We start from the raw sequence: 20,747 nt of genomic DNA on the forward strand, positions 1-20,747 counted from the left end.
AAATGTAGTTTAATTTAGCAATTATTCAAACAGGGATTTCCCTGCAGTAACAAAGGTAGTTATTAGAATGAAAGAATCTGTGAATTAAAAGAAAAATCTCATTTTTTGTAACAACGGAGTTTTTGAGTCGTTGTTAGGGTATAGTATAGAGTAATTCTCCATCACTGAAGAAGAAATTGGGAGAATTATCCATGTTATTGTGTTGATCAAGACGCATACTTCAGTTCCTATTAAGGGCGGAGTATGCGTTTTTTGTTGGTTAGTATCAGGCGACTCTTTATTAAGAAGTTCATGAGTACGTATTCACTAATAAAACCATAATCATGAAAAGAATGTATTTTTTAATTGCAATTTGTTGCTGTCAGTTTTTAATGGCACAAGAGTATCCTTTTTTACCCAAAGGACTCAAAGAACTACCTTTTGAAGAGGTTATGAGCCGACCCTTACCTAAAAAACTAGGCTTAGTATTTTTTGAGGATGGCACAAAAACGGACCTTTCGCATGCCTTATCGCTGATTACGAGTGGTACGTTGGTACCAAAAGTATTTGTAAATGCTGAAGGAGCCAATGCGGCTCTGGTACTCGAAGGAGGTCGTTACAGTTTTGTCCCTGATGATCTGAAGTTACTTCCGTTAGATCAAGTACAGAAAAAGGGAATCCCAACGAAGGTATCGGACGTATTTTATGAAAACGGTACGCGATTGTCGTTGCAAAAAGCCATTGATTTAGTACAAACCGGAAAGGCAATGCCCCTCCTTTTTGTCAATGCTAAAGGAGATTACAAAGCCATGGTAGTAGTGACCTATAAGGATGATGGAAATCCCTATGACGATATTCCCAACCCAACGGGTGAACAGGCCAAAGCGTTTACCGTAGAAACCGTTACAGGCAAACGCTATACATTGAGTGAATTGAAAGGTAAAACCGTAGTACTTAACTTCTGGTTTATCGAGTGCCCGCCTTGTGTTAAAGAAATTCCTTTACTAAATGCGCTTCGTGCGGAGTACAAAGGAAATGACAAGGTGGTGTTTTTGGGGATAGCGATGAATTCAAAGCGACAGCTGACTTCCTTTTTACGAGAAACTCCTTTTAATTACGAAATAGTACCGCGCGGTACCCAGCTGAGTGCGCTGTATGGCGTTCAGGTGTTTCCAACGCATTTCGTAATCGATCCTACAGGTAAAATTAGCTACTTCGCAGTTGGGGGAGGGAAGGACGTTACTGCGGAACTTCGCAAGCAACTCCCCAAAAAGTAATTTGTTAATGAAGATAGAATTTCTGACAGTTTATTAGCAATAAGGAATAGTATATACACTACTTTCTCGAGTTTGGTAGGGAAAGTAGTGTTGTTCTTGTAGTATACATCAAGGAGAAAAAATAGATATCATGAAATATGTAAGTATACTTGTTATTTGGTGCTGTAGTTTAGTTCAGTTAACAGCTCAGATAACCTTAACAGGCCGTGTTTTAGATGCGAATACACAAACGGGAATAGAAGGAGTTAATATTTTTATAGCTCGGGCTTCCGTAGGAACGATTACGAATGAAAACGGAAGTTTTCGGCTGAGAATTCCCAAAGCGCTGACAGCACAAAAGCACGAATTGGTAGCCTCTCATATAGGGTACAGTCTTTGGAAGACTGAGGTAAATAGCGCAATCAATAAAGCGTTAGAAATCCATTTAGAAGAGTTTTTAAACCCCTTGGAGGGGGTAGAAATATTGTCAGAAAAGCCTGAAAAGGTGATTTCGGAGGCCATAAAAAAAATACCAGAAAACTATCCCAGTAAAGCTTGGCAACTAAATGGCTATTATCAGGAATTGGTGAAAACCAATGGTGATTATACCATGTATAGTGATGCCATCTGTAAAATAGACTATAGTTCTTATAAAAAGAAGTTCAAATTTCGAAAGTCTATGGATAGGTATGTAAACTATACAGAAGAGGTTGATGAGTCAAATGCTTTAAATAGAAGTAACTTTTTTAAAATAAGTTTTCCCATTGTAACGTATCAGGTTGCTGATTATAGAGACAAGTGCAGTTTGCTTGCCACCAGAAATACGATAAATACACAACAGGTACGATATGGATTGTTTCAACGTGGCTTAGGATTACCTCAAGGATCAAAAGCTTCAAAATTAGTAGCAGATTTGGAGGCTTCTTCTATTTCAGGGGGCCCTTTAGGAGTGTTGGCATGCGATAAAGTGAAGAGAAGAGCCGATTTTTTAAAGTTAGAAAACCTAGAGAAATACAGTTTCATTTTTAAAGAGTCGAGTAGCTATTTAGGACGAGCAGTGTACGTTTTTGAGTTTGAACCTAAACAAGTGCAGGCAGAAACACCTTATAGTGGGTCGATACTCATCGATAAGGCTTCAAAAGCGATTGTGGGTTTTGATTATGTACTAGATGAAAAGCTATTGGAAGACAAAAAAATACGCGCACGTCGCAATGTGACCATGGGAAAAGGACTGGCCGGTTTAGAGATGGACGTTAAGAGTATTCAAATGATTCTTAGGCATAAAGTAAAAGTTCGCTATGCTTTGCTAAAAGGTAAATGGTATCCTCAACAAGTCAAGTATGAGAACGAGTATCGAAATACGATTAATTCGTTGCCTCCCTTGCATCAAAGCGCAGTAGTGAACTTACTCATTACAGAAGTGAAAACAGCGGATGATAATTTTACACCTATCAAGCGTTCGGAATTGTTTAAAAGTACCATGGCTAATTATGTATCTTTAGTTCAAAAACCCGATGTACTTGGTTTGTATACCAAGGCAAATCTCGTGCTTCCGGCTAGCTTGACCCAAAAAGCCATTAACGATTATGCGATGAAGCAAAAAATTACAGATGCCACAAGCGATCAAGAGGAATTTATTGACTATGGTGGATACGTTGTTGGAGTGGCTAATGGGAAAGGAAATTATACGGTAAGAGCTTATGGGAATTCAGAAAAAGAGGTTCCAGTTACAGAAGAAATGAGCTTCGGTATCGGAAGTAATACGAAAACATTTACAGCCGTTTTGGTGTATAAGTGTATGGAAAAGGGCCTGTTGTCATCAAATCAGACTATTGGGGAGCTACTGCCTGAATTTGAAGTGAATCACATTGATAAAAACATTACCGTAAATCAATTATTACACCATGCTAGCGGTATTTATGATCCTTTGAATGAATCCGATGATTTGATCAATAGGGCTTTGAGTGAGCCAGAAAAAGCTATTTCGAATTCTACCTATTTTTCAGCACTTAAACAACCGTATTTTGCTCCTGGTACACAATACAAATACTCCAATATCAATTATACGATACTCGGATTAATTCTAGAACGTGTCACTAAAAAAAGCTATGCTGAGTTATTGAATGAGGAAATTCTGATTCCTTTGGATTTAAAACATACCTTTTACTGGGGTATGCCCTCAAAAAATACACCTTTGGCCTATTCTTGGCTGTCTAAAGGGAAGAGTTTAAAAGAATTTTCAAGAAATGGAATTAAGAGTCTTGCAGGACCTGCGGGAAGTATTTTTTCAAATGCCTTTGATATGCTGCGTTGGTACGAAGCGCTGTTTGGAGGCAAAGTACTCTCCGAAGCCTCGATGAAAGCCATGCTCAAAACCGGAAAAGGAGACGACGGACTAAATTATGGCGCTGGAATTTTTGTTGAAGAATTGATAAATGGCCCTCGTTATTTTCATTCAGGAGAAACCATTGCATATAGTTCGTATATACTCTATAAGCCGTTTGGCCAGAGATGCGTAGTTGTTTTGGTCAACCAAATAGAAGCAGATCCGGAAACAATAGCTCTTAAAGTATTGGAAAAGCTTCGTTAGTTACCGTGTAAAAAACGAAGGTAATTGGTTAATAAGCCTCTTATTTGTTCTGCTGCTACCGGGTTGGCCGAGTGGACTGCAAAAGTTAAGTTTTTTAAATCGAACCCTGATTCGTATACGAGCCATTTGGCGGCTGCCAGGCCATCAGGGGCGATTTCACCGCGCTCATCCAGTCCTAGATCGTTATCGAAACTGATAAAATCAGGCAAACCGTATTGTTTGATATGGGCTACAAAAGCTGAATACGAACGAATGATGTCAAATTCGTCTTCCGAACTGTTAGGATACACCATATCAATGGTTCTTACATCATCTAGAAATAACTTTTTCATGCAAATACGAGTTTTTTAAGGCGTACTACAAAGGTACTCAAATAGCTAGCAGACATTCCTACAAAAAGGTAAAAAACAACTAGATTATGGTCCGTAAGGTTCAATAAAGATTTTCCATTAATGAGGAAAAAAATGGCACTGGTACTGATAACAATACAGTTTAAAAGTAATGCGCGTCGGTTTTTTGAGGTACACCCAAAAAGAAGGTCCTTTGCAAACAGGTATAATACGTAGTAAAATAAATAACTGTTTAGTATGGTACTCCAATTTTCGGTAAACATGATGAGCAAATTGTACCAAAATACGATATAGGCTAAGATGGTAATTCCAACAATAAATACGATTCGGAGTAACATACCAGACAACTTTTTGATGCAAAATAAGAATACTTTGAAAATTCACAAACCCAAATTCATAGTAAAAAGGTAGTTTTTAATACGTGTGGCGATTGGGTGTCTTTTAATTTTGTTGTAACCTAAAAACTAAAGATTATGGAATTGAGTTTAGTTGTTTCGTTTCTTATTGCGGCTGTCAGCTTAGCGCTTATGCCGGGACCCGACAATTTATTAGTGGTCACTGAAAGCGTAACCAAAGGAAAAAGGCAAGGTATAGGCCTATCCGCAGGCTTGGCATCGGGAGTACTTGTGCATACACTAGGTATTGCTACGGGTGTAGCATTGATCTTGCAAACCTCTCCCAAAATTTTGTTAGGTATAAAAGTATTGGGCGCACTGTATATGTTGTACCTCGCTTATACAGCTTTTCGAGAAAAAACAGCAGTAACTGTTCAATGGGAATCCGATGACGCTGTGAACGAGTCGTTTGGGAAACTCTTTCAAAAAGGAGTTGTCATGAATGTACTCAATCCGAAAGTGACCTTGTTTTTTATTGCATTTTTACCGCAATTTGTTTCGGAAGAAGGATGGTCGTATGCCGTACAAATAACTGTACTGGGAGCTTTGTTTATGGTACAGGCATTTTTAGTGTTTTCTGGAATGGCATTAACTGCCGACAAGCTTCGCCATTACATTACCTCAGCGCTATTTTGGCAGCGAGTAAAATGGGTGAAAATTGGAGTGCTGGTCGCACTGTCACTCGTATTAGTACTGTTGTAAATATGATGAATTCCTTGATTTTGAATTCCTAAATCCCGTTTGAAAAATTAATTATTTTTTTAACTAGTATAGTTTCTTTTTGGTATGTTTTTTGATGCTAAAAGAGCGAATTAAAAATTGAAACTATGAAAAAATTACAAGGGGTGACCCTAGTGGCATTTGCTGCCCTGCTTACGAGTTGTTCAGATACTCCAGAAAGTTTAAAACAAGCTTCGACAATTGCTGTAAGTCCAAAAATTGTGAAAAAAGGAGAAGAAGTTGTCGTGACCGGAACGGGTCTAAATGAAATTACCAAAATTACCTGGAATGAAGCTGCGCTTTCTTTGAGTTCGCAAACGCCTTTAGAAATTAAGTTTGCTTCTGCTGGCAAAGGAAGTGGAACTATCAAGTATTATATTGGAGCTAAGTTGGTGTCGGCCACCGATATCAAGGTCCAAGACGATGCTTGGACTAAGGTAGCTTTTGATAAAATGTTTAAGAAAGTTTCGTTTGTGTCACCGACAGAAGCTTACGCTATTACGGAAAAGTCAATTTCACAAAAAACAGCCTTGTTTAAAACCAATGACGGAGGTAAGAGTTGGAAGGAGCTTCCGGTGCTGTTAACGGATACAGCAAATTTTTATTTACAACCCGATAAAAGTATCGTCGTTAGTTTAGAAGAAGATCAATCTAATTGCACTCGTAGTGTTGATGGGGGAGCTTCGTGGAAACCTTTTCAGTTAACAGGAGGATTAAAATCGGGGTATAATTTTATGGATGCTCGAGAAGGATGGGTAATCGTTTCAGAAGGCGCTGCAAAAAGTAAATTGATGAAAACGACCAACGGTGGACAAACATGGAATGCCGTTTATGAATTTGCAGCCTTTATGCCAGAAGGTAAACTGGTACACGTTGCTGGTAATACCATGTATTTATATGCTAAAAAAACAGGAGCTTTACACCTCAGTACCGATGCAGGGAAGCATTGGAAAACGATAGATCTTCCTGTAGCGCACGGTAAAGAAGCTATTTTTCAATATGTAAATAATCAGGAGTTTTACCTTGGGGATGCTTTTTCAAGAAGAATTTATAAAACTATCGATGGGGGAACTACGTTTAGCTTAGTCGGGAAACTGCCTTTTGAGGCGCTGATGCAATCGTTTAAAGTGGTGGATGCCGGTTTGATACATGTTGTAGGAGCAGGAGGAGAATCGTGTTATTCATCTGATGGCGGGGCTACTTGGCAATGGTATCACGTGAATGATGAAGGAGATTTGCAGAGTCCTAATTATACGGATTCAAATATACAGGTGCTGATTAAAGGGACCCTTTGGATGAAGAAATTAAAGTAATAAAAAAACCACTGAGCTGCTCAGTGGTTTTTTTTGTTTCCGAGTTTTTTAAAAAATAGTATCCATATTACACAAGAGCATCAATTCATGACTACCGCTTTGATAACTGCTTATTTCATTGGTGTAATGGGTATACCCATAGCCCATTTTTAACCATTTTGAAATGCCGATAAGGCCGTTTAGTTGCAGGGAATTATTCCATGAATACGAAAGTCCTACTTGGTGTTTGTCGTTGATTTTTAAGGTGTTGTTTAGGTCGAATGCCAAAGGAGCTCCTGGAGCAATGTTAACTAATATTGATGGGACTAAGGTAAAGCGGTCATTGATGGGTAAATTGTACAATCCTCCGAAGGCAATATCGAGTCTGTTTTTCTTTTTAAGTCCTTGCATGTCTTTGTAGCGATTGTCAAATAATACTCCTTTGATAACGGCATGTAACGTATAATCTTCATGTACTATGGCCGCTCCAACGGAGAAGTTTGGACTGAATTTGTTTACAGCTTCAGCAAAAAAGGCATCGTTTTGGGTAGCGATTTTAATTTGATCGATAGCACCACTATAGATGTTTCCTTGTGCTTTTATACCAAATAGTAATTGTTGTTCATCCGATAATTGGAGTTGGTAGGAAATGTCTAAGGACACTTGGGTTTGATTAAAAACAAAAATCTTATCGCTGATTACGTTGAGTCCTATACCGAGGTTGTTTTTAAAGGGAATAGTAAGGGCAAACGTATTCGTTCTGGGCGCATCGGGAACTCCAGTCCATTGCATCCTAGAGTTGATTAGTAATTGTGTATTGCGCTCTCGTCCAGCAAAAGCTGGGTTAATGAGGTTGAGACTGTAATTGTACAAGTTGTAGTTAACGGTGTTTTGAGCTACTACCTCAGCGCTGATGATTAAGAGTAATAGCGTACCGAGAATTTTAATATTCATAACGTCTTTTTTTAGTAGTTTAAGTATACCCATCCTTTAAAAATTTGATTGTTTTCACCAGTGTTAAAAATGAAGTAGTACGGACCTACAGGGAGTTTTCGGTCACTACCGATGGTTATTTTTCCGGTTGATTTTCCATTCCATTCATTGTTGTAAGGAGCCGCTTCGTATACCTTGTTTCCCTGTCTGTTGAATATCAGAAGTTCATTGTTGGGGTATTTAGATAGTACATTCGGGAGTATTTCCCAATAATCATTGACTCCATCGCCATCAGGTGAAAACCCTTGAACTAGATCTTTGGGTAAACCGTTATTCGGTGTGCTAGGTGAGGTCGGGTCGGTAGGATCAGTAGGGTTACCTGAACCGTCTTTTACAAATCGAACCTTTTCAGTGTCGGTTATGGGATTACCGTTTAAGGTTCCAGTAATCGTCGCTGTTTCTTCTAGAGTACTACTCGTAAGGTAAGCGGTATAACTCCCATTCTTTTTGTCGGTGACACTGCTGAGTTTTCCTGCTGTAGTTTGCAACGTAACCCGCTGATTGGCATGATTGAGTATACTACCGTTTTTATTGTAAAGTTGTACGGTAATCAAACTCGAAGCCACACCATTGGCTTTGATCGATGTTGGGTTTGCTGTGATGAGCGATTTTTCCGCTGACGGACTATGGTCGTCTGTGTTAATATCACCGAAATAAAATCGAAGCATGGGCAATTGGGTGTCTAAGCGCCCATTTTTAGTCTTTCCACCTTTTTTGTAAAACTCATAACTCACGGTGTTAGCACCTGAATAGTTCCAAAGAAAAGCAGGTGAACTACCGCAGCCTATTGGGCTTCCAAGGGGTTCGTCATTTTCGTTACTGAAATAGATCGCTAAATTTTTAGATCCTCCGTAGTTGAAAGGACTGTCTAAAATAATTTGTGTTTTCGAGTTTTCTACAGTACCGCCTCGTCTCCAGGTAATGTCACCACTATAAACAAGTGTATACGTGCTCAAGTCAGGTTCGGTGGCCGAAGGAAGCTCGGAATAGTCTACTTCTTTGATGTAGATTTTTTGATTTTTAGCAGTTTGAAAATTACAGGCGGAGCCTACTTTACAATCCACAAAAAAGGCGAGGGCTTTAATTTTTCCGGAAGCACCTATTTGGGCTGAGGTATACAGCATGGTAACCCAACTGTTTTCCTTTTCAAGTACGTAATCATAACGAGCAGGTGCCGTTTTGGTAATAGAGGTGCCGCAAATCGGATTGCCCACAGTAACCTCACCGTCTTGAGCAAAGCTGGTTTGAATACCGATAAATAAGAGGAGTAAGTAAGTAATTGGTTTCATAAACGTAATCGTTTTATGAAGAAATAGTAAGTGTCTTTTCATGTTTGTGATAGTTTAAAAGCAATTGGGGTGCCAGGAAAATCGCGAGGATCTTTTTTGAAGTAAAAAAAATCTCATGAAAAATTCATGACTGCCCGATGTATGTGTGTATAAAGTATTCGTAGGAATACCATATGAGTATCCTAGTTGAAGCCATGGATTGGCATCGATTAGCGCATTGATAGAAACGCTGCTATTCCAGCGATATCCGAAACCAAAATGATACTTGCTGAGGTAAGATACCATACTCGTGATGTCGGCATTCATAGGAGTTCCGGGTTCCATCCGCAGCAAGAAACTGTTGGTGAGGTATACCGAGTCATTGAGGTCGGTAAAGAGCCCTCCTCCAGCATTGATTCGATACGTATTTCGGTGGAGGTTGCTAAGATTGAATCCCACGGCATGTAGGTAGTAATCCGAGTTGCGTAAGGAAATTCCTATGGTTAAGGAGGCTCGGCTAGTGCGCTGTGCATTTATAAATTCTGGATCATTGGGAGTATGAGTGCGTATACCCGAAAAATCAGGCACAAATTGTTCCCCAGTGATCCCCATGCCAAATAGTAAATCATGGGATTGATTGAGTTGAATGGCATAGGAGATGTTTGCGGTAATACTGTGGTTATTGAAAAACTGAAAATTGTCGTTCACTAACTGAATCCCTAATCCCCAGTTTCCGCCCACAGGGGCACTAATTCCCAAAAGACTAGAGTGAATGGGGTATTGCATTCCAGACCAGACTTTGCGATGATGGGCAACAAGTTGCGTAGCGCCGTTTTTACCACTGAACGCCGGATTTATGACCTGTAAATTGGAACTAAATGCAGAGAAATCGGGCTGGTTTTGCGCTGCGCAAAATGCAGGAGTAAGTAAGCTTGTAATCATGCCTAGCAAACAAAACGTCCTTCGATAGTGTATCAATATTTTATGTAGACCCATCCTTTTAATACAGTTTTTGATTTGTCGTTTAGAGCTAATAGGTAATAGTAAGGACCTTCAGGTAGTGTAACTTGTGCCTTAAAAACCCTACTATTTGTCGCTTTACCATTCCAATCATTTTTATAAGGCCTTGCCTGGTATACGATTTCATTTCTTCGGTTAAATACTAGGAGTTCATTTTGAGGGTATTGAGTGCTAATGTTGGGGAGCGTAACCCATACGTCATTAATGGCATCACCATTGGGTGAAAATCCATTGGGAATTCGAAAGGTGTTAGTGATGTGTACGCGTGCTGAAGCATTCGTATTGCACGGGGCTTTTCCGGTAACTGTATAGGTGTAGTATTGCCCCTTATGCGTCCATGTACCTCCCAAATCAGGTTGCCCTCCAAGAGCGCTAAACAGCATAGATTCACTAGGAGTTTGACCTTCTAACAATACCAAGGTGCCATCGGACCCCGCGTTGGGCTTGGGAATAATGTTTACCTGTACCTTAGCTGTAGCTGTACAACCGTTCAAGAGCACGCTCAAAGTATAGGTTCCTTGCATAGCCGGAGTTACTTTATGCCGAATTAGATCGCGATTTGCAATCATTTTACTGTCGGCTGTTTCCCAGGTATATCGAGCGCCAGCCTGAAACTCCGCAGTGAGTTTCAGGTCGTCACCCTCACAAAGCGTGAGTTCTCGAAGACTACTTGTTAAGGAGTGACTTTGGCCTAAGGTCGTTAGCGCTCTTGCCATACAAGGCTGGGAGTAGCTATTTACGACTAGCAAAAGACATACTAGTTGCCGATACACCCTGGCAACAAAGCCCTTTTTATTGATGTTATGACATGACATAATCGCTTGGTTCCAACTTATTTTTTCTTAATAATCGCTTTAGGTGCGGGTAACTGTCCAGTATTGCTAAATGCTGAGGAAGCATTTGATTGACAGGTGCTTTTTTGAGCAATGACGGTATAACTGGTTCCCACAGTCATTCCGGATATCGCTCCAGATGCCCCTACACTAGGCCCAGTTGGACTGAAAATATAGGTAGTTCCAGCATCGAAGTTTTGTATGCTACTAGTACCATCATGGCTACACGTGGCAGCAGTGCTGTTGATGATTGGTATGGCTGGAGTTGTGAGTTGAGCAGCCTGATCAAATGCGGTTGAAGTACCTGAAGAACAGCCTGATTTTACTGCTTTTACAGTATAGTTAGTACCAATGGTCATACCCGATACCTCTCCTGTGGCACTTACAGTAGGGCCTGCAGGATTAAAGGTATAGCTCAGGCTGGCATCGTAGTTCGTAATTTTGATAATTTCATTACGAGTACAAGTGGCTGCCGTACTCGCCAGTAGTGGAGTTGCTGGCGTTGGAAGTTGTGCTGCAATCGAGAACGTACTAGAAGCAACTGAACTACAGGTCAATTTTTGAGCTTTTACAGTATAATTCGTTCCTGTAGCCATTCCGGAAATCGCACCTCCCGTGGCAACACTAGGCCCAGCAGGGCTAAAGATATAGGTTACCGTAGCATCGTAATTAGTGATTGCACTGCTTCCTTTACTACTACAGGTTGCCGAATTGGTAGTAACCAAAGGGATTGCTGGGGTAACTAATTTGCTACTCGCACTAAAGCTACTAGAGTTTGATGATTCGCAAGTGTTTTTAGTGGCTTTCACGGTATAATTTGTCCCGGCAACCATTCCAGTGATGTTTCCACCTGCGTTGACAGTAGGCCCAGCAGGGCTAAAGGTATAACTTACACTAGCATCGTAGTTGCTAATCCTATGCGAACTGGCATTGGCACAAGTTGCGGCGGTATGGGTTAAGGTAGGAGTAGCTGGGGCAGTATTGATTTTTACTTCAATTTGAGCGGTATTGGTACAGGTATTTTTAGTGACAGTTAAGGTATAGATACCCGCGTGACTGAGTGTTACATTGTTGATGACGAGATCTTGTGTATTCGACACTGTACTACTCCCTTTTTTCCATAGGTAGCTCGCTCCTGAACCAGCGTCTTCTGCTGTTAAAGCGAGTTTTTCACCGACGCATAAACTAATTTCACTTAAACTAGTAAAGGAGTAGTTTGTCGTAGTCTGTGTTATTTTACTCTTAGGAAGTTTGGGTAGGTCAATAGCGAAAGCTGTGATGCCGTGCAATATAAGTAGCACGAGCATAGGTAGTAAAGTAAAGTTTTTCATGGGTTATTTTTTGATAATTTTAGCAGTGGGAATTTGGTTGATATCTAGTGTGTAATTTGCGGTTGTGGTACCGTGAGTATTGGAGGCATGTAGTGTCAGAACAACACTTCCATTACTGACATCCACAGCGCTGGGGGTGTACATAGGGTTTAATAGTGTGGCATCATTAAAGGAACCTCCTGTAGCTGTACTCCAAGAGAGGCTGGTATAGTTGGTTGCTGTTACGCCTGTAAATTGGAAAGCAACGGCACCGCAAATAGCGGCCTTACTCTGCAGGGTAATGTTTGGCGGTGTGCCTGAGTTTTCAAAGGTAAAAGAAGTTACAGGCAGGGTTTTGTCAAAACTCCCCGTACTACTAGTTTTGTTAGAGGCTTTGTATTGGGTATGAACCACGGTATTGTTTCCCTGATGATCCCAGAGAAAAGGAATACTGGAAAACATGGACACGCCAATTCCTGATTCGTTTTCGAAATAAATTAATAAGGATTTAGTTCCGGAATACTGAAATGGCGTTTGAAGCCTAATCACATTTTTTGAATTCGTTAAACTGTTGCCGCGCTTCCAAGTAATGCTTCCATCATAAACTTTGGTAAAGCTGCTTAGATCAGGATGGCTATTAGAACTTAGTGCCGTTAACGTTGTTTCTTTAATATAAATTCTTTGATTACTCACAGTGGTATAACTTTTACTGCTGCCGCAGTCGATAAAAAAACTAAGTGAGACTAATTTTTTAGCACTGTTAACTAAGGAGCCTTGTTTGTATAATAGCAATGACCAACTGTTGTTCTTACCACCATTCCACGAACCGTCGTCGTAACGAGCTGGTACGTTGGTGTTAATAGATGAACCGCATACCGTACTACCCACCTGAACTTCTTGCGCCATTAAGGTTGGACTGGGCATCATTAGGTAAAGACCAATACAGAAGAGGTGAAGTGTATGAAAATACTTTACAGAGCATTCAGGCAGGATTTCTGATAGAGGGAAGAGCCTTGCATATTCGCAAAACTCTTCCTTCAAAATTCTCAGAAAACAAAGTGTGTTTTTCATAGCAAACAGGTTAGAAATTAGTTCCTGGATCTTCAGGACTTGTTGCTTGTGCTTTTTGAGGACTCAATAAGGTATAGGTGCCTAATGCTGTTAATGCTGCGTATTTACTGTAGTGTCCTAGTTTTTTTAAGGCAGCTTTTCGGGAAATGTTATTAGGGGAATTTTCCATTAGTTGATTTGTATTTTCTTTGTAATATTTCGTGAGTTTGAGTGTACCTTACACAGGTAAATTCCAGGAGTTAGTTGTGGTAGAGGAAGGCTATCGTCACCACTACCAATAATTTTCTCATTGAAAACAGAGGCACCAGCAGTTGTAAAAAGAGTAATTTGACAGTTCCCTTCAAAACCTTTGAGTACCAATTGGCCGTTGCTGTAGTAGGTTAGTACTTCGCGAACTGGAACTTCTGTAGTACTTAATACCTTTGAACTTTTGGTATGTAAGTAAAAACGTCCTGTCCCGTTATCTGCTGAACTCAGGTTTTTAACAAGCTGTTTCCCATCCGATAGTTTTTCAATTTCTCCGGTCTTTTTGTCTTCCAAATAGCATGTGATATCCTGCGGGAATTTGTTGAGTTGTACGCCAATAGAAACACGAGTATTGTTGTTATGGATATAGGTGCCAATAGGAACGACCATCGTTTCATAATCGCTATTCGGTAGTGCTTGAATGGCGAAGTCTTCTGTGTATTCACCAGAGACAAGTTGGGTGTAGATACCTATTTTTTGCTGGGTAGCTGTAAAGGTGGCAATGTCTGAACCAATGTCTAATCCCGTAGTTTTACCGTGAATATATCTGACTTTTGTCGTATTCCTGCTGTTTGTATCGTCAATGCTAAGCTGGATTTCCGTAAGGGCGTTGGAAGCAGTTCTCATAAGACTTAGGTTGTTTTGATGGGTCAACATGGTTCTGTTGAATACGACCTGTGAAGCTCCTCCATCTTTGGCATGCACAAAAAAGGCTTGTCCAGGGGCCAGGTAAAACGCAGCATCATCTACAGATTTTTCTTGGTAGCGACTCCCATTCCATACAAAAATTCCCGATCGAAGCGGATCAAGAGAGGCGGCTTGTATATTGACTTTTAAAAAGTTTTTGTTCGGATCCGTACTGTTGGTTACCTGGAGAGCTGCGGTATATGGATTTCCAATAAGATTCCATCGATTGCCACTGTGGGCACTTCCATCTGTAAGCACTTTGGTTAGGTCAGCATGCAAAGTTCCGGTCAATGAAAGTTTGGTAGCGGCTTTTACTTTTACTGAATATCCTTCTAAAGGAACCAGTTCTTGCCCGTTAATGGTGGTCGTTGTCAGGTATTCCCAGCGAGTTGCAGCTGCTCGATTGTTCTTGTACTGAGCAAAAGCGTACTTTGTAGCTTTGGTTAACAATTCATCTTTGAAATCACTGATCAGTTGTCCTTTTACGGGACTTGAAAGCAAGTGCCAACCTTTGTCGCTAGCTGGGTCTGTAGTAATATAGCGTTGATATTTTACATTTCCTGTGCTGGTTCCGAGGACGATTAATGAACCGCTATGGCTGCTATTTGAGTCAATAGTTAAACTGCCATTATTGGTTAAGTTTCCTTGGATGCTGAGGTTGTTCGTACTTGGAATTGTCACGACTGCCCCTGCAGTAATCGTTAAGTCTTTAACACTACTATTTACATTGATAGTTGCGTTTTGAGCGACAATTACATTGTCTTGACTACTAGGGATTTTACCTGTACTCCAATTACCTGCATCTCCCCAATTGTTGGTCAATGTGGCGTTAAAGGTATTTGTCTGTTTTAGTGGCGCTAGTTTAAAATAGGTACTTGGAAATGAATTGCTCAGCGTCCCAGTAGTCGTGCTCTGATCTGTTCCGACAGTAAATTTTTTATACACCAATCTTTTTTCGGAAGCAGGGGTGTTACTACGAACAAAACTTGGAGTTTTGGTAAAGCCTGAGTTGATGATATTATCACCGTGTTCGTTTAGAAAGTATACCAATAGGTTTTTAGTCCCACTCAATGTAAACGGTGTATTCAATGCAATGGTTGTTTGAGCCTTGGTACCGGAGCTCCAAGTGATACTTCCACTATATACTTCGGTAAATTCTGAAAGATCTGGATGGGCTGCATTGGTGATACTAGTGTCCGTTACCTCTTTCATAAAAATACGCTGTTTGTTGGCAGGATTGATGGTTCCTGTAGTACAGGTATAGTAACCTATGTGGGTTATATTTATCGAAGAAGTGGAAATTTCTTCTTTTTTATAAAGCGTCATACTCCAGCTATTGTTTTTGGTTCCGCTAAAATTTTCTTCGTAGTTAGCTGGGACATCACGTGTAGTTCCATTACCGCAATTGCTGTCTTTAACTGTAGTTTCCGTATTGGGTAGTGCCGTAATACTGATCGTTTTTGTCAATACAACTGCTGGTTTCCCAGGTTGTGTTACCGTTGCTGTCAACGCGTAGTTACCAGCTTGAGACGTACTGAATTGAGCGCTGTAAGTTCCGTCTGCATTATCAGTGATGGTAGTCACGGCAGGTGATGAAAAAGTAAGTACACCTCCCGATTTACTCAGCGGATTTCCGAGAGCATCTTTTAAGGTCACTCGTATGGTAGCTTTTTCGGTTCCATTGGCAACCACCGCTGCCTTGTCAATGCTGATGTCTGATTTATTTGCATCAGCAGGTGTCGTGGAATAGGAGGGTTGAAACCCAATAACAACTTGCGGTACTTTTTTTTCTGTGTTACTGACACTGGTAAAGCTAGTTGGGTCAATGGTACTGGATCCGAAGGACACGTATTTGTAAAGTGCTCTCGTATGTGTAGTGGCATAACTCAAAAATTTTGGAGCGCTCCACGAGCCGCTTCCTGCTGTGTTTTCCAAGACTTCCACTACTAAATTATTTGTACTTACGAAATCGAAGTTTTGAGTAAATGGAATGCGTATATAACCGGTGGCCTCATCGTAAGTTATAGGGCCTTTATACACGGTTGTCATTCCGTCAATCGTAGTGGCGTTGTATGGCCATGATGCCGCTTGTGTAAATTGAGTAGCAGCGATCATTTTTACCTTAACTGTCCAGTTTTTGAAATTTTCAATATCGAGATTTCCCGATTTGGAGAGTTTAAAGGTCAAACTCGTGATGGGACCTGAGTGGTTAATTTCGGCACCGAAGTAAATAAATTGACTATAGTTGTATTTGTTGGAAATTCCTATAGGTGTATAACTGCTTGTTCCTGTACCAGTTCCGAGGGTTTTGTTCTGAGCTGGTAGGTTAATAGTACAAACTAGTAGGGTTATGAGAGCGCGTAGTAGATTCTTCATCTATATTTAGACTAAATTTAAATTAGGGGTAAAAAAACACCAAAATTATATTTATTTATTCTAAATAAAAATTATTTTTGCGTGAAATTTTACGAAAATGAACAAAAAAATTACCCCTATCTTATTATTTTTTGCAGTATTTCAAATGCATGCTCAGATCTCCAAAGCTGGAGTATGGCTTACCAATGTTGAAGAAGCTTTAACACTAGCGAAAAGTCAAAACAAAAAAGTGTTACTGTATTTTTCTGGATCCGATTGGTGTAAACCTTGTAAAGAGCTTAAAAACGAAGTATTCGAAACTACGGTGTTTCAGCAAAAAGCAACTGCTGATTACATATTGGTGAATATTGACTTTCCACGTAATCGAAAACCCTTAACCAAAGAGCAAATCCGTTACCGAGAATCCATGGCAGAGCAATACAATAAAATGGGTTCTTTTCCCCTGGTAGTGATTTTAAACTCAGAGCGTCAGTTACTGACTTCCATTGATGGTTACAAAAGCGAGTCGGCAGCTTATTATGTCGATAATTACCTAAAGTAAACAACAGTGAATTGTAAGTATTTGGTAGTACTCATGGTAACTACCTACACGACGTTTGCCCAGCAGGTATTCAAAAAGAAAGCCTTGTTGATGGGCGTAGATTTCGAATTTTCTGTAGTAGCAAATAGTGAAAAGAAAGCCGAGGAGCTGTTTAAGATAGCCCTTTCCGAAACAATGAGAGTAGAAAACTTAATTTCTTCCTGGAAATCAAGTTCTCAAACTTCTGAAGTCAATAGGATGGCAGGGATTCGACCGGTAAAGGTCGATGCCGAATTACTCGATTTGATCGTGCGCAGCAAGCGCATTAGTCAGTTGACAGCAGGCTACTTTGATATCAGTTTCGCCTCCTTAGATAAACTTTGGTATTTCAATGAACCGATGAAAGTATTGCCCGATAGTTTGGCAGTAGCAAAATCAGTAGCTAAGATTAATTACCGAGATATTTTGATCGATAAGAAAAAATCAACCGTGTTCTTAAAGAAAAAAGGCATGCGAATTGGTTTTGGCTCTATCGGCAAAGGCTATGTCGCGGAAAAAGTAAAACAAGTGTTAATCAAAGCAAAGGTTTCTGCCGGATTGGTCAATGCAGGGGGGGATTTAACCACCTGGGGAGCACATCCTTTTACCCAAAAATGGCTAATCCAACTTGCTGACCCGAATAAGGTACTTAAAAATGCAGCCACTTTTAAGTTGATGAATAGCGCAGTGGTAACTTCTGGAAACTACGCGAAATACATCGAATTTAATGGGAAACGCTATTCCCATATCATTAACCCCAAAACAGGATGGCCGGTAACTGGTTTAAAGAGCGTTTCTGTTTTTTGTACCAATACCGAATTGGCCGATGCCTTGGCAACGGCTGTATTTGTCATGGGAAAAGAACGAGGATTGGCACTAATAAATCAATTGAACGGCATTGAGTGTTTATTAATTGACGATAAAAACGAACTACACACTTCTGAAAACCTAAAAATAAACTAAATAAAATCATGAAAAAACTATGGATCATAGGAGCTGTAGCCTTGCTAATGGCGCAGTGTTCTAGTGTAAAACCCTACCAAAAAATGTACCTTAATGATGAGGATATGGCTTTGTCATCAAGGAAAATAGAACAGTATGAAATCAATTCTCAAAATTATAGAGAAGGTGCTTCAGGAGCCAATGGAAGCAAAGCGGGAGGAGGTTGTGGATGCAATTAAAAAGGACAATTGCCCTACTTTTATTTTTGAATGTCTCCTCGCTGTTTAGTCAAACTAAAATAAAACAACTCGACAAGGTACAGGTTGATATCTTGTATAATTACTATGAACAAGATGGAAACAACGGTGCCGTTACGGGAGGTTTAGGAACGGAGAAATTGGATAATAATGCACCGCAAATTTCCGTATCTATCCCGGTGAATAAAGTGTCGACCTTCGGAATTACTTTAGGTCTTGATCACTATACCTCGGCCAGTACGGCAAACATCGATAAATACGGAGCTGTCACTTCGGCGAGTACCGCTACAACAACTACTGCAAATACGAGTAGTTTAGCAGCTGCTGATACTCGGAAATACGCCTCGCTAAATTTTAGTCGACTCATTCCTGAAAAGAATACAGCCGTTTCGGTAATGTACGGATTTTCAAAGGAGTTTGATGTGACATCGAATTACGGTAAAATTACCTGGCAGAAAGATGCTGAAGACGGGAATAAGTTTTTGAGTATCAGTGCGGGTATTTTTATCGATAAATGGCTGTTGATCTACCCTGGTGAAATTAGAGACGGAAGAAATACCGGTGCTGGAGGTGGTGGCGGATATGATGACGACGACGATGACGACGACGACGATGATGATGATGACGACGATGATGATGACAGGCCTGGGATGGGAATGTACGCTAAGGTAAAAGATGACGATGACGATTATCACACTCCGAAGCAAAACAATGCGAACAATCAGGGCTATGAAACCGATACTCGATTTACCTATAATATTGGGGTGACCTATGGAGGGAATATCAATCAAAGGTTAAATGCTTCCATTACGGGGGAAATGATATTTCAAAAAGGAATCTTAAATACACCCTTTCACCGTGTGTATTTTAGAGATGGTATTGTTCAAGAGCAGTATAAACTAGTAAAATCAGAGCGATTGCCGCGATCAAGAGTGAAACGTGCCCTAGGATTACGCGCAAATTACTTTGTGAATAATTTTGCGATTCTACGTTTGTATTACCGCTTGTACAATGACGACTTCGATATTACGGCACATACTTTTGAGATAGAAGCACCGCTCAAAGTAGGTAGCGGATTTACGCTGTATCCTTTTTACAGGTATCATACGCAAACAAAAGCCAAGTATTTTCAGCCTTACGGGCAGCATGAGCTAGGAGCGGAGTATTATACCTCCGATTTTGATTTATCAGCCTTTAATGCCAACAAATACGGAGTGGGATTAAAATTTTCCCCAGGTAATGGAGTGCTTAGTTTTAAACTGAACAAACGAAGAGAATTTCAGTTTAAATCCCTAGAATTTAGAATCGCTAATTACGAACGCAGTACAGGTTTGACGGCAACGTCATTTACCTTACAGAATGTGTTTACGTTTTAAAAGTAACCTCTTATGAAAAGATTTTTATACTTAATACTGCTAATTACCCTGTCTTGTTCGAAGTCTGTAGACATTAGTTACGGAGATGAGGAGAACACGAGTAGTTTTTTAGTGGGGGTTTGGGATGGTCCCATGACCTGTTCTGTTTGTTGTTCGGACGACTATCGTTACACCCTAACAATTAGCAAGCACCGCGGAAACACTATTGAAGGAGAGCTTCGATTAGCGAATATTCCAGATCAACAGTACTATGCAAAGTTTAAGCTGTTGTTCAATTTAGACGGTTCAATATTAACGGTTAAGACCAACGGAAAATACGAAGAAAACGGACCCAAGCCTGGTTGTGGAAACTACTGTACGAAAAATACTTATGTCTTGAATATCAACGATGCTAAAAACGCCATGAAAGGTGCCTGGGTGAGTTCTGATTTTTGTTCCACAGGTTCCGATATAACTTCTATTAATCTAAAAAAACAATAATATGAATGCATTGAAGTATTTGATGTTGCTAGGGTGTTTTTTTAGCACTGTAGTTTACGGACAGGAAAACAAAGAAAACAATCAATTCCAATTGCGAATGGGGTATGAGTTTGGACTGTTAGAGGCCGATTTGTTAGAGCGAAGTTCGGTATTTACCAATGCTAGTATGCAAACGAGTTTCGGCCATGGTTTGGTTGCTTCTCTTAATTTTAAACCAGTAGCGTACATCGATGTTCGTTTAGGGTATAAAATAGGCTATAACCAAACGGATTTTTCGGCGAGTATTTCGAGAAAGGAATTAACGGTGTCGAATACATTTTTAACCCATACGGCCTTACTAGGAGCGGCTTATGTGTTGCGCCTGCCAAAGCAATTTGAGTTGAATTTAGGACTGGGGGCTGCATTGAGTTTTGTACACAAAGATGCTGCAACCGCTGAGGCCGGTAACGCTGACGATCAGGTAACCAGTCGCTTTATAACTAAGAATGCTGGGAATGTGTACATCGTATCAGAAGTAAACCTAGTCAAACATTTACAAAGTGGAAATGTGCTCGTTTTCGGATTAAAGTATTATCATTCCGCAAATGATGCACAGCTTGAAGGAGAAGTGCTACACCGCACCGCTGCTGCTGATACTAGGGCAAAATTTAGTACAACTAGCAATCAATTTGCATTGAGCGTCAGTTACGGATTTACCTGGTAGTCCCGTTTTAAGATCAAAAAAACCACTGAAATATTCAGTGGTTT

The 20,747-nt window shown here is 40.2% G+C and carries 20 protein-coding genes; 10 read left to right on the forward strand and 10 right to left on the reverse strand.

All coding sequences use genetic code 11. The annotated features are described in order from the left end of the window. Window positions 1-323 precede the first annotated feature (323 nt). Both ACKTS5_RS04170 and ACKTS5_RS04175 read left to right on the forward strand, forming a co-directional pair. The gene (locus ACKTS5_RS04170) at window positions 324-1,256 is read left to right on the forward strand and encodes a TlpA family protein disulfide reductase (RefSeq protein ID WP_408042584.1); all 933 of its coding nucleotides are present in this window, start codon (window positions 324-326) and stop codon (window positions 1,254-1,256) included. 130 nt (window positions 1,257-1,386) lie between these two features. After that, a complete protein-coding gene (locus ACKTS5_RS04175) occupies window positions 1,387-3,825 on the forward strand; it encodes a serine hydrolase (RefSeq protein ID WP_408042585.1) in 2,439 nt (812 codons plus the stop codon). On the opposite strand, the gene ACKTS5_RS04180 is transcribed toward ACKTS5_RS04175, so the two are convergent. After that, complete coding sequence (locus ACKTS5_RS04180; protein WP_408042586.1) at window positions 3,822-4,157, reverse strand: cyclic-phosphate processing receiver domain-containing protein; 336 nt, start codon at window positions 4,155-4,157, stop codon at window positions 3,822-3,824. The two genes, ACKTS5_RS04175 and ACKTS5_RS04180, sit on opposite strands and share 4 nt — an antisense overlap. Then, a complete protein-coding gene (locus ACKTS5_RS04185) occupies window positions 4,154-4,513 on the reverse strand; it encodes a hypothetical protein (RefSeq protein WP_408042587.1) in 360 nt (119 codons plus the stop codon). Before ACKTS5_RS04185 ends, ACKTS5_RS04180 begins: the two co-directional genes overlap by 4 nt. 135 nt (window positions 4,514-4,648) lie before the next feature. Here ACKTS5_RS04185 and ACKTS5_RS04190 point away from each other — a divergent pair, with 135 nt between their 5' ends. Together ACKTS5_RS04190 and ACKTS5_RS04195 are read left to right on the forward strand one after the other, a co-directional pair. Further along, on the forward strand, window positions 4,649-5,272 hold the full coding sequence (locus ACKTS5_RS04190; protein ID WP_408042588.1) for a LysE family translocator: 624 nt from the start codon (window positions 4,649-4,651) through the stop codon (window positions 5,270-5,272). 125 nt (window positions 5,273-5,397) lie between these two features. Beyond that, window positions 5,398-6,603: a YCF48-related protein gene (locus tag ACKTS5_RS04195; protein WP_408042589.1), complete on the forward strand. Its 1,206-nt coding sequence runs from the start codon at window positions 5,398-5,400 to the stop codon at window positions 6,601-6,603. 48 nt (window positions 6,604-6,651) lie between these two features. On the opposite strand, the gene ACKTS5_RS04200 is transcribed toward ACKTS5_RS04195, so the two are convergent. The 8 genes from ACKTS5_RS04200 to ACKTS5_RS04235 all read right to left on the reverse strand — a co-directional run bounded on the left by ACKTS5_RS04200 (window position 6,652) and on the right by ACKTS5_RS04235 (window position 16,386). Next, complete coding sequence (locus ACKTS5_RS04200; protein ID WP_408042590.1) at window positions 6,652-7,536, reverse strand: PorP/SprF family type IX secretion system membrane protein; 885 nt, start codon at window positions 7,534-7,536, stop codon at window positions 6,652-6,654. An 11-nt stretch (window positions 7,537-7,547) separates the two neighbouring features. Further along, on the reverse strand, window positions 7,548-8,864 hold the full coding sequence (locus ACKTS5_RS04205) for a T9SS type B sorting domain-containing protein (protein WP_408042591.1): 1,317 nt from the start codon (window positions 8,862-8,864) through the stop codon (window positions 7,548-7,550). A 54-nt stretch (window positions 8,865-8,918) separates the two neighbouring features. Beyond that, on the reverse strand, window positions 8,919-9,785 hold the full coding sequence (locus ACKTS5_RS04210; protein WP_408042592.1) for a PorP/SprF family type IX secretion system membrane protein: 867 nt from the start codon (window positions 9,783-9,785) through the stop codon (window positions 8,919-8,921). A 32-nt stretch (window positions 9,786-9,817) separates the two neighbouring features. After that, on the reverse strand, window positions 9,818-10,579 hold the full coding sequence (locus ACKTS5_RS04215; RefSeq protein WP_408042593.1) for a gliding motility-associated C-terminal domain-containing protein: 762 nt from the start codon (window positions 10,577-10,579) through the stop codon (window positions 9,818-9,820). Window positions 10,580-10,695: 116 nt separating this feature from the next. Beyond that, window positions 10,696-12,027: an immunoglobulin domain-containing protein gene (locus ACKTS5_RS04220; RefSeq protein ID WP_408042594.1), complete on the reverse strand. Its 1,332-nt coding sequence runs from the start codon at window positions 12,025-12,027 to the stop codon at window positions 10,696-10,698. 3 nt (window positions 12,028-12,030) lie between these two features. Next, the gene (locus tag ACKTS5_RS04225) at window positions 12,031-13,077 is read right to left on the reverse strand and encodes a hypothetical protein (protein ID WP_408042595.1); all 1,047 of its coding nucleotides are present in this window, start codon (window positions 13,075-13,077) and stop codon (window positions 12,031-12,033) included. A gap of 10 nt (window positions 13,078-13,087) precedes the next feature. Then, window positions 13,088-13,246 carry a hypothetical protein gene (locus tag ACKTS5_RS04230; protein ID WP_408042596.1) on the reverse strand — a complete coding sequence of 53 codons (159 nt, stop codon included), beginning with the start codon at window positions 13,244-13,246 and terminating at the stop codon, window positions 13,088-13,090. Beyond that, window positions 13,246-16,386, reverse strand: a complete 3,141-nt coding sequence (locus ACKTS5_RS04235; RefSeq protein WP_408042597.1) for an invasin domain 3-containing protein — start codon at window positions 16,384-16,386, stop codon at window positions 13,246-13,248. The genes ACKTS5_RS04230 and ACKTS5_RS04235 overlap by 1 nt, the downstream gene beginning before the upstream one ends. Before the next feature lie 97 nt (window positions 16,387-16,483). Here ACKTS5_RS04235 and ACKTS5_RS04240 point away from each other — a divergent pair, with 97 nt between their 5' ends. Genes ACKTS5_RS04240 through ACKTS5_RS04265 form a run of 6 tightly spaced genes read left to right on the forward strand, consistent with a single transcriptional unit; the run spans window position 16,484 to window position 20,703 of the window. Next, window positions 16,484-16,927, forward strand: coding sequence for a thioredoxin family protein (locus ACKTS5_RS04240; protein ID WP_408042598.1), 444 nt, complete (start codon window positions 16,484-16,486; stop codon window positions 16,925-16,927). Between the two features lie 6 nt (window positions 16,928-16,933). Continuing rightward, entirely contained in the window at window positions 16,934-17,908 is a 975-nt protein-coding gene (locus ACKTS5_RS04245; protein WP_408042599.1) for an FAD:protein FMN transferase, read from the forward strand. Window positions 17,909-17,916: 8 nt separating this feature from the next. Next, window positions 17,917-18,126 (forward strand): DUF4266 domain-containing protein, encoded by a 210-nt coding sequence (locus ACKTS5_RS04250; protein ID WP_408042600.1) that lies wholly within the window; start codon window positions 17,917-17,919, stop codon window positions 18,124-18,126. Then, complete coding sequence (locus ACKTS5_RS04255; RefSeq protein WP_408042601.1) at window positions 18,117-19,520, forward strand: DUF3570 domain-containing protein; 1,404 nt, start codon at window positions 18,117-18,119, stop codon at window positions 19,518-19,520. The genes ACKTS5_RS04250 and ACKTS5_RS04255 overlap by 10 nt, the downstream gene beginning before the upstream one ends. A 12-nt stretch (window positions 19,521-19,532) precedes the next feature. Then, a complete protein-coding gene (locus ACKTS5_RS04260; RefSeq protein WP_408042602.1) occupies window positions 19,533-20,000 on the forward strand; it encodes a hypothetical protein in 468 nt (155 codons plus the stop codon). A 1-nt stretch (window position 20,001) separates the two neighbouring features. After that, entirely contained in the window at window positions 20,002-20,703 is a 702-nt protein-coding gene (locus ACKTS5_RS04265) for a hypothetical protein (RefSeq protein WP_408042603.1), read from the forward strand. The last annotated feature ends 44 nt before the right edge of the window (window positions 20,704-20,747 follow it).

It is taken from the genome of Tenacibaculum litopenaei, from assembly GCF_964514025.1.
Taxonomy (GTDB): Bacteria; Bacteroidota; Bacteroidia; order Flavobacteriales; family Flavobacteriaceae; genus Polaribacter; species Polaribacter litopenaei.

What these genes read in the sequence shown, in the direction of transcription:
- ACKTS5_RS04210 (WP_408042592.1), bottom strand. Translation starts at nt 9,785, where the DNA reads ATGATTACAAGCTTACTTACTCCTGCATTTTGCGCAGCGCAAAACCAG.
- ACKTS5_RS04240 (WP_408042598.1), top strand. Translation starts at nt 16,484, where the DNA reads ATGAACAAAAAAATTACCCCTATCTTATTATTTTTTGCAGTATTTCAA.
- ACKTS5_RS04185 (WP_408042587.1), bottom strand. Translation starts at nt 4,513, where the DNA reads ATGTTACTCCGAATCGTATTTATTGTTGGAATTACCATCTTAGCCTAT.
- ACKTS5_RS04215 (WP_408042593.1), bottom strand. Translation starts at nt 10,579, where the DNA reads ATGGCAAGAGCGCTAACGACCTTAGGCCAAAGTCACTCCTTAACAAGT.
- ACKTS5_RS04170 (WP_408042584.1), top strand. Translation starts at nt 324, where the DNA reads ATGAAAAGAATGTATTTTTTAATTGCAATTTGTTGCTGTCAGTTTTTA.
- ACKTS5_RS04175 (WP_408042585.1), top strand. Translation starts at nt 1,387, where the DNA reads ATGAAATATGTAAGTATACTTGTTATTTGGTGCTGTAGTTTAGTTCAG.
- ACKTS5_RS04220 (WP_408042594.1), bottom strand. Translation starts at nt 12,027, where the DNA reads ATGAAAAACTTTACTTTACTACCTATGCTCGTGCTACTTATATTGCAC.
- ACKTS5_RS04265 (WP_408042603.1), top strand. Translation starts at nt 20,002, where the DNA reads ATGAATGCATTGAAGTATTTGATGTTGCTAGGGTGTTTTTTTAGCACT.
- ACKTS5_RS04195 (WP_408042589.1), top strand. Translation starts at nt 5,398, where the DNA reads ATGAAAAAATTACAAGGGGTGACCCTAGTGGCATTTGCTGCCCTGCTT.
- ACKTS5_RS04230 (WP_408042596.1), bottom strand. Translation starts at nt 13,246, where the DNA reads ATGGAAAATTCCCCTAATAACATTTCCCGAAAAGCTGCCTTAAAAAAA.
- ACKTS5_RS04260 (WP_408042602.1), top strand. Translation starts at nt 19,533, where the DNA reads ATGAAAAGATTTTTATACTTAATACTGCTAATTACCCTGTCTTGTTCG.
- ACKTS5_RS04255 (WP_408042601.1), top strand. Translation starts at nt 18,117, where the DNA reads ATGCAATTAAAAAGGACAATTGCCCTACTTTTATTTTTGAATGTCTCC.
- ACKTS5_RS04200 (WP_408042590.1), bottom strand. Translation starts at nt 7,536, where the DNA reads ATGAATATTAAAATTCTCGGTACGCTATTACTCTTAATCATCAGCGCT.
- ACKTS5_RS04205 (WP_408042591.1), bottom strand. Translation starts at nt 8,864, where the DNA reads ATGAAACCAATTACTTACTTACTCCTCTTATTTATCGGTATTCAAACC.
- ACKTS5_RS04225 (WP_408042595.1), bottom strand. Translation starts at nt 13,077, where the DNA reads ATGAAAAACACACTTTGTTTTCTGAGAATTTTGAAGGAAGAGTTTTGC.
- ACKTS5_RS04180 (WP_408042586.1), bottom strand. Translation starts at nt 4,157, where the DNA reads ATGAAAAAGTTATTTCTAGATGATGTAAGAACCATTGATATGGTGTAT.
- ACKTS5_RS04235 (WP_408042597.1), bottom strand. Translation starts at nt 16,386, where the DNA reads ATGAAGAATCTACTACGCGCTCTCATAACCCTACTAGTTTGTACTATT.
- ACKTS5_RS04250 (WP_408042600.1), top strand. Translation starts at nt 17,917, where the DNA reads ATGAAAAAACTATGGATCATAGGAGCTGTAGCCTTGCTAATGGCGCAG.
- ACKTS5_RS04190 (WP_408042588.1), top strand. Translation starts at nt 4,649, where the DNA reads ATGGAATTGAGTTTAGTTGTTTCGTTTCTTATTGCGGCTGTCAGCTTA.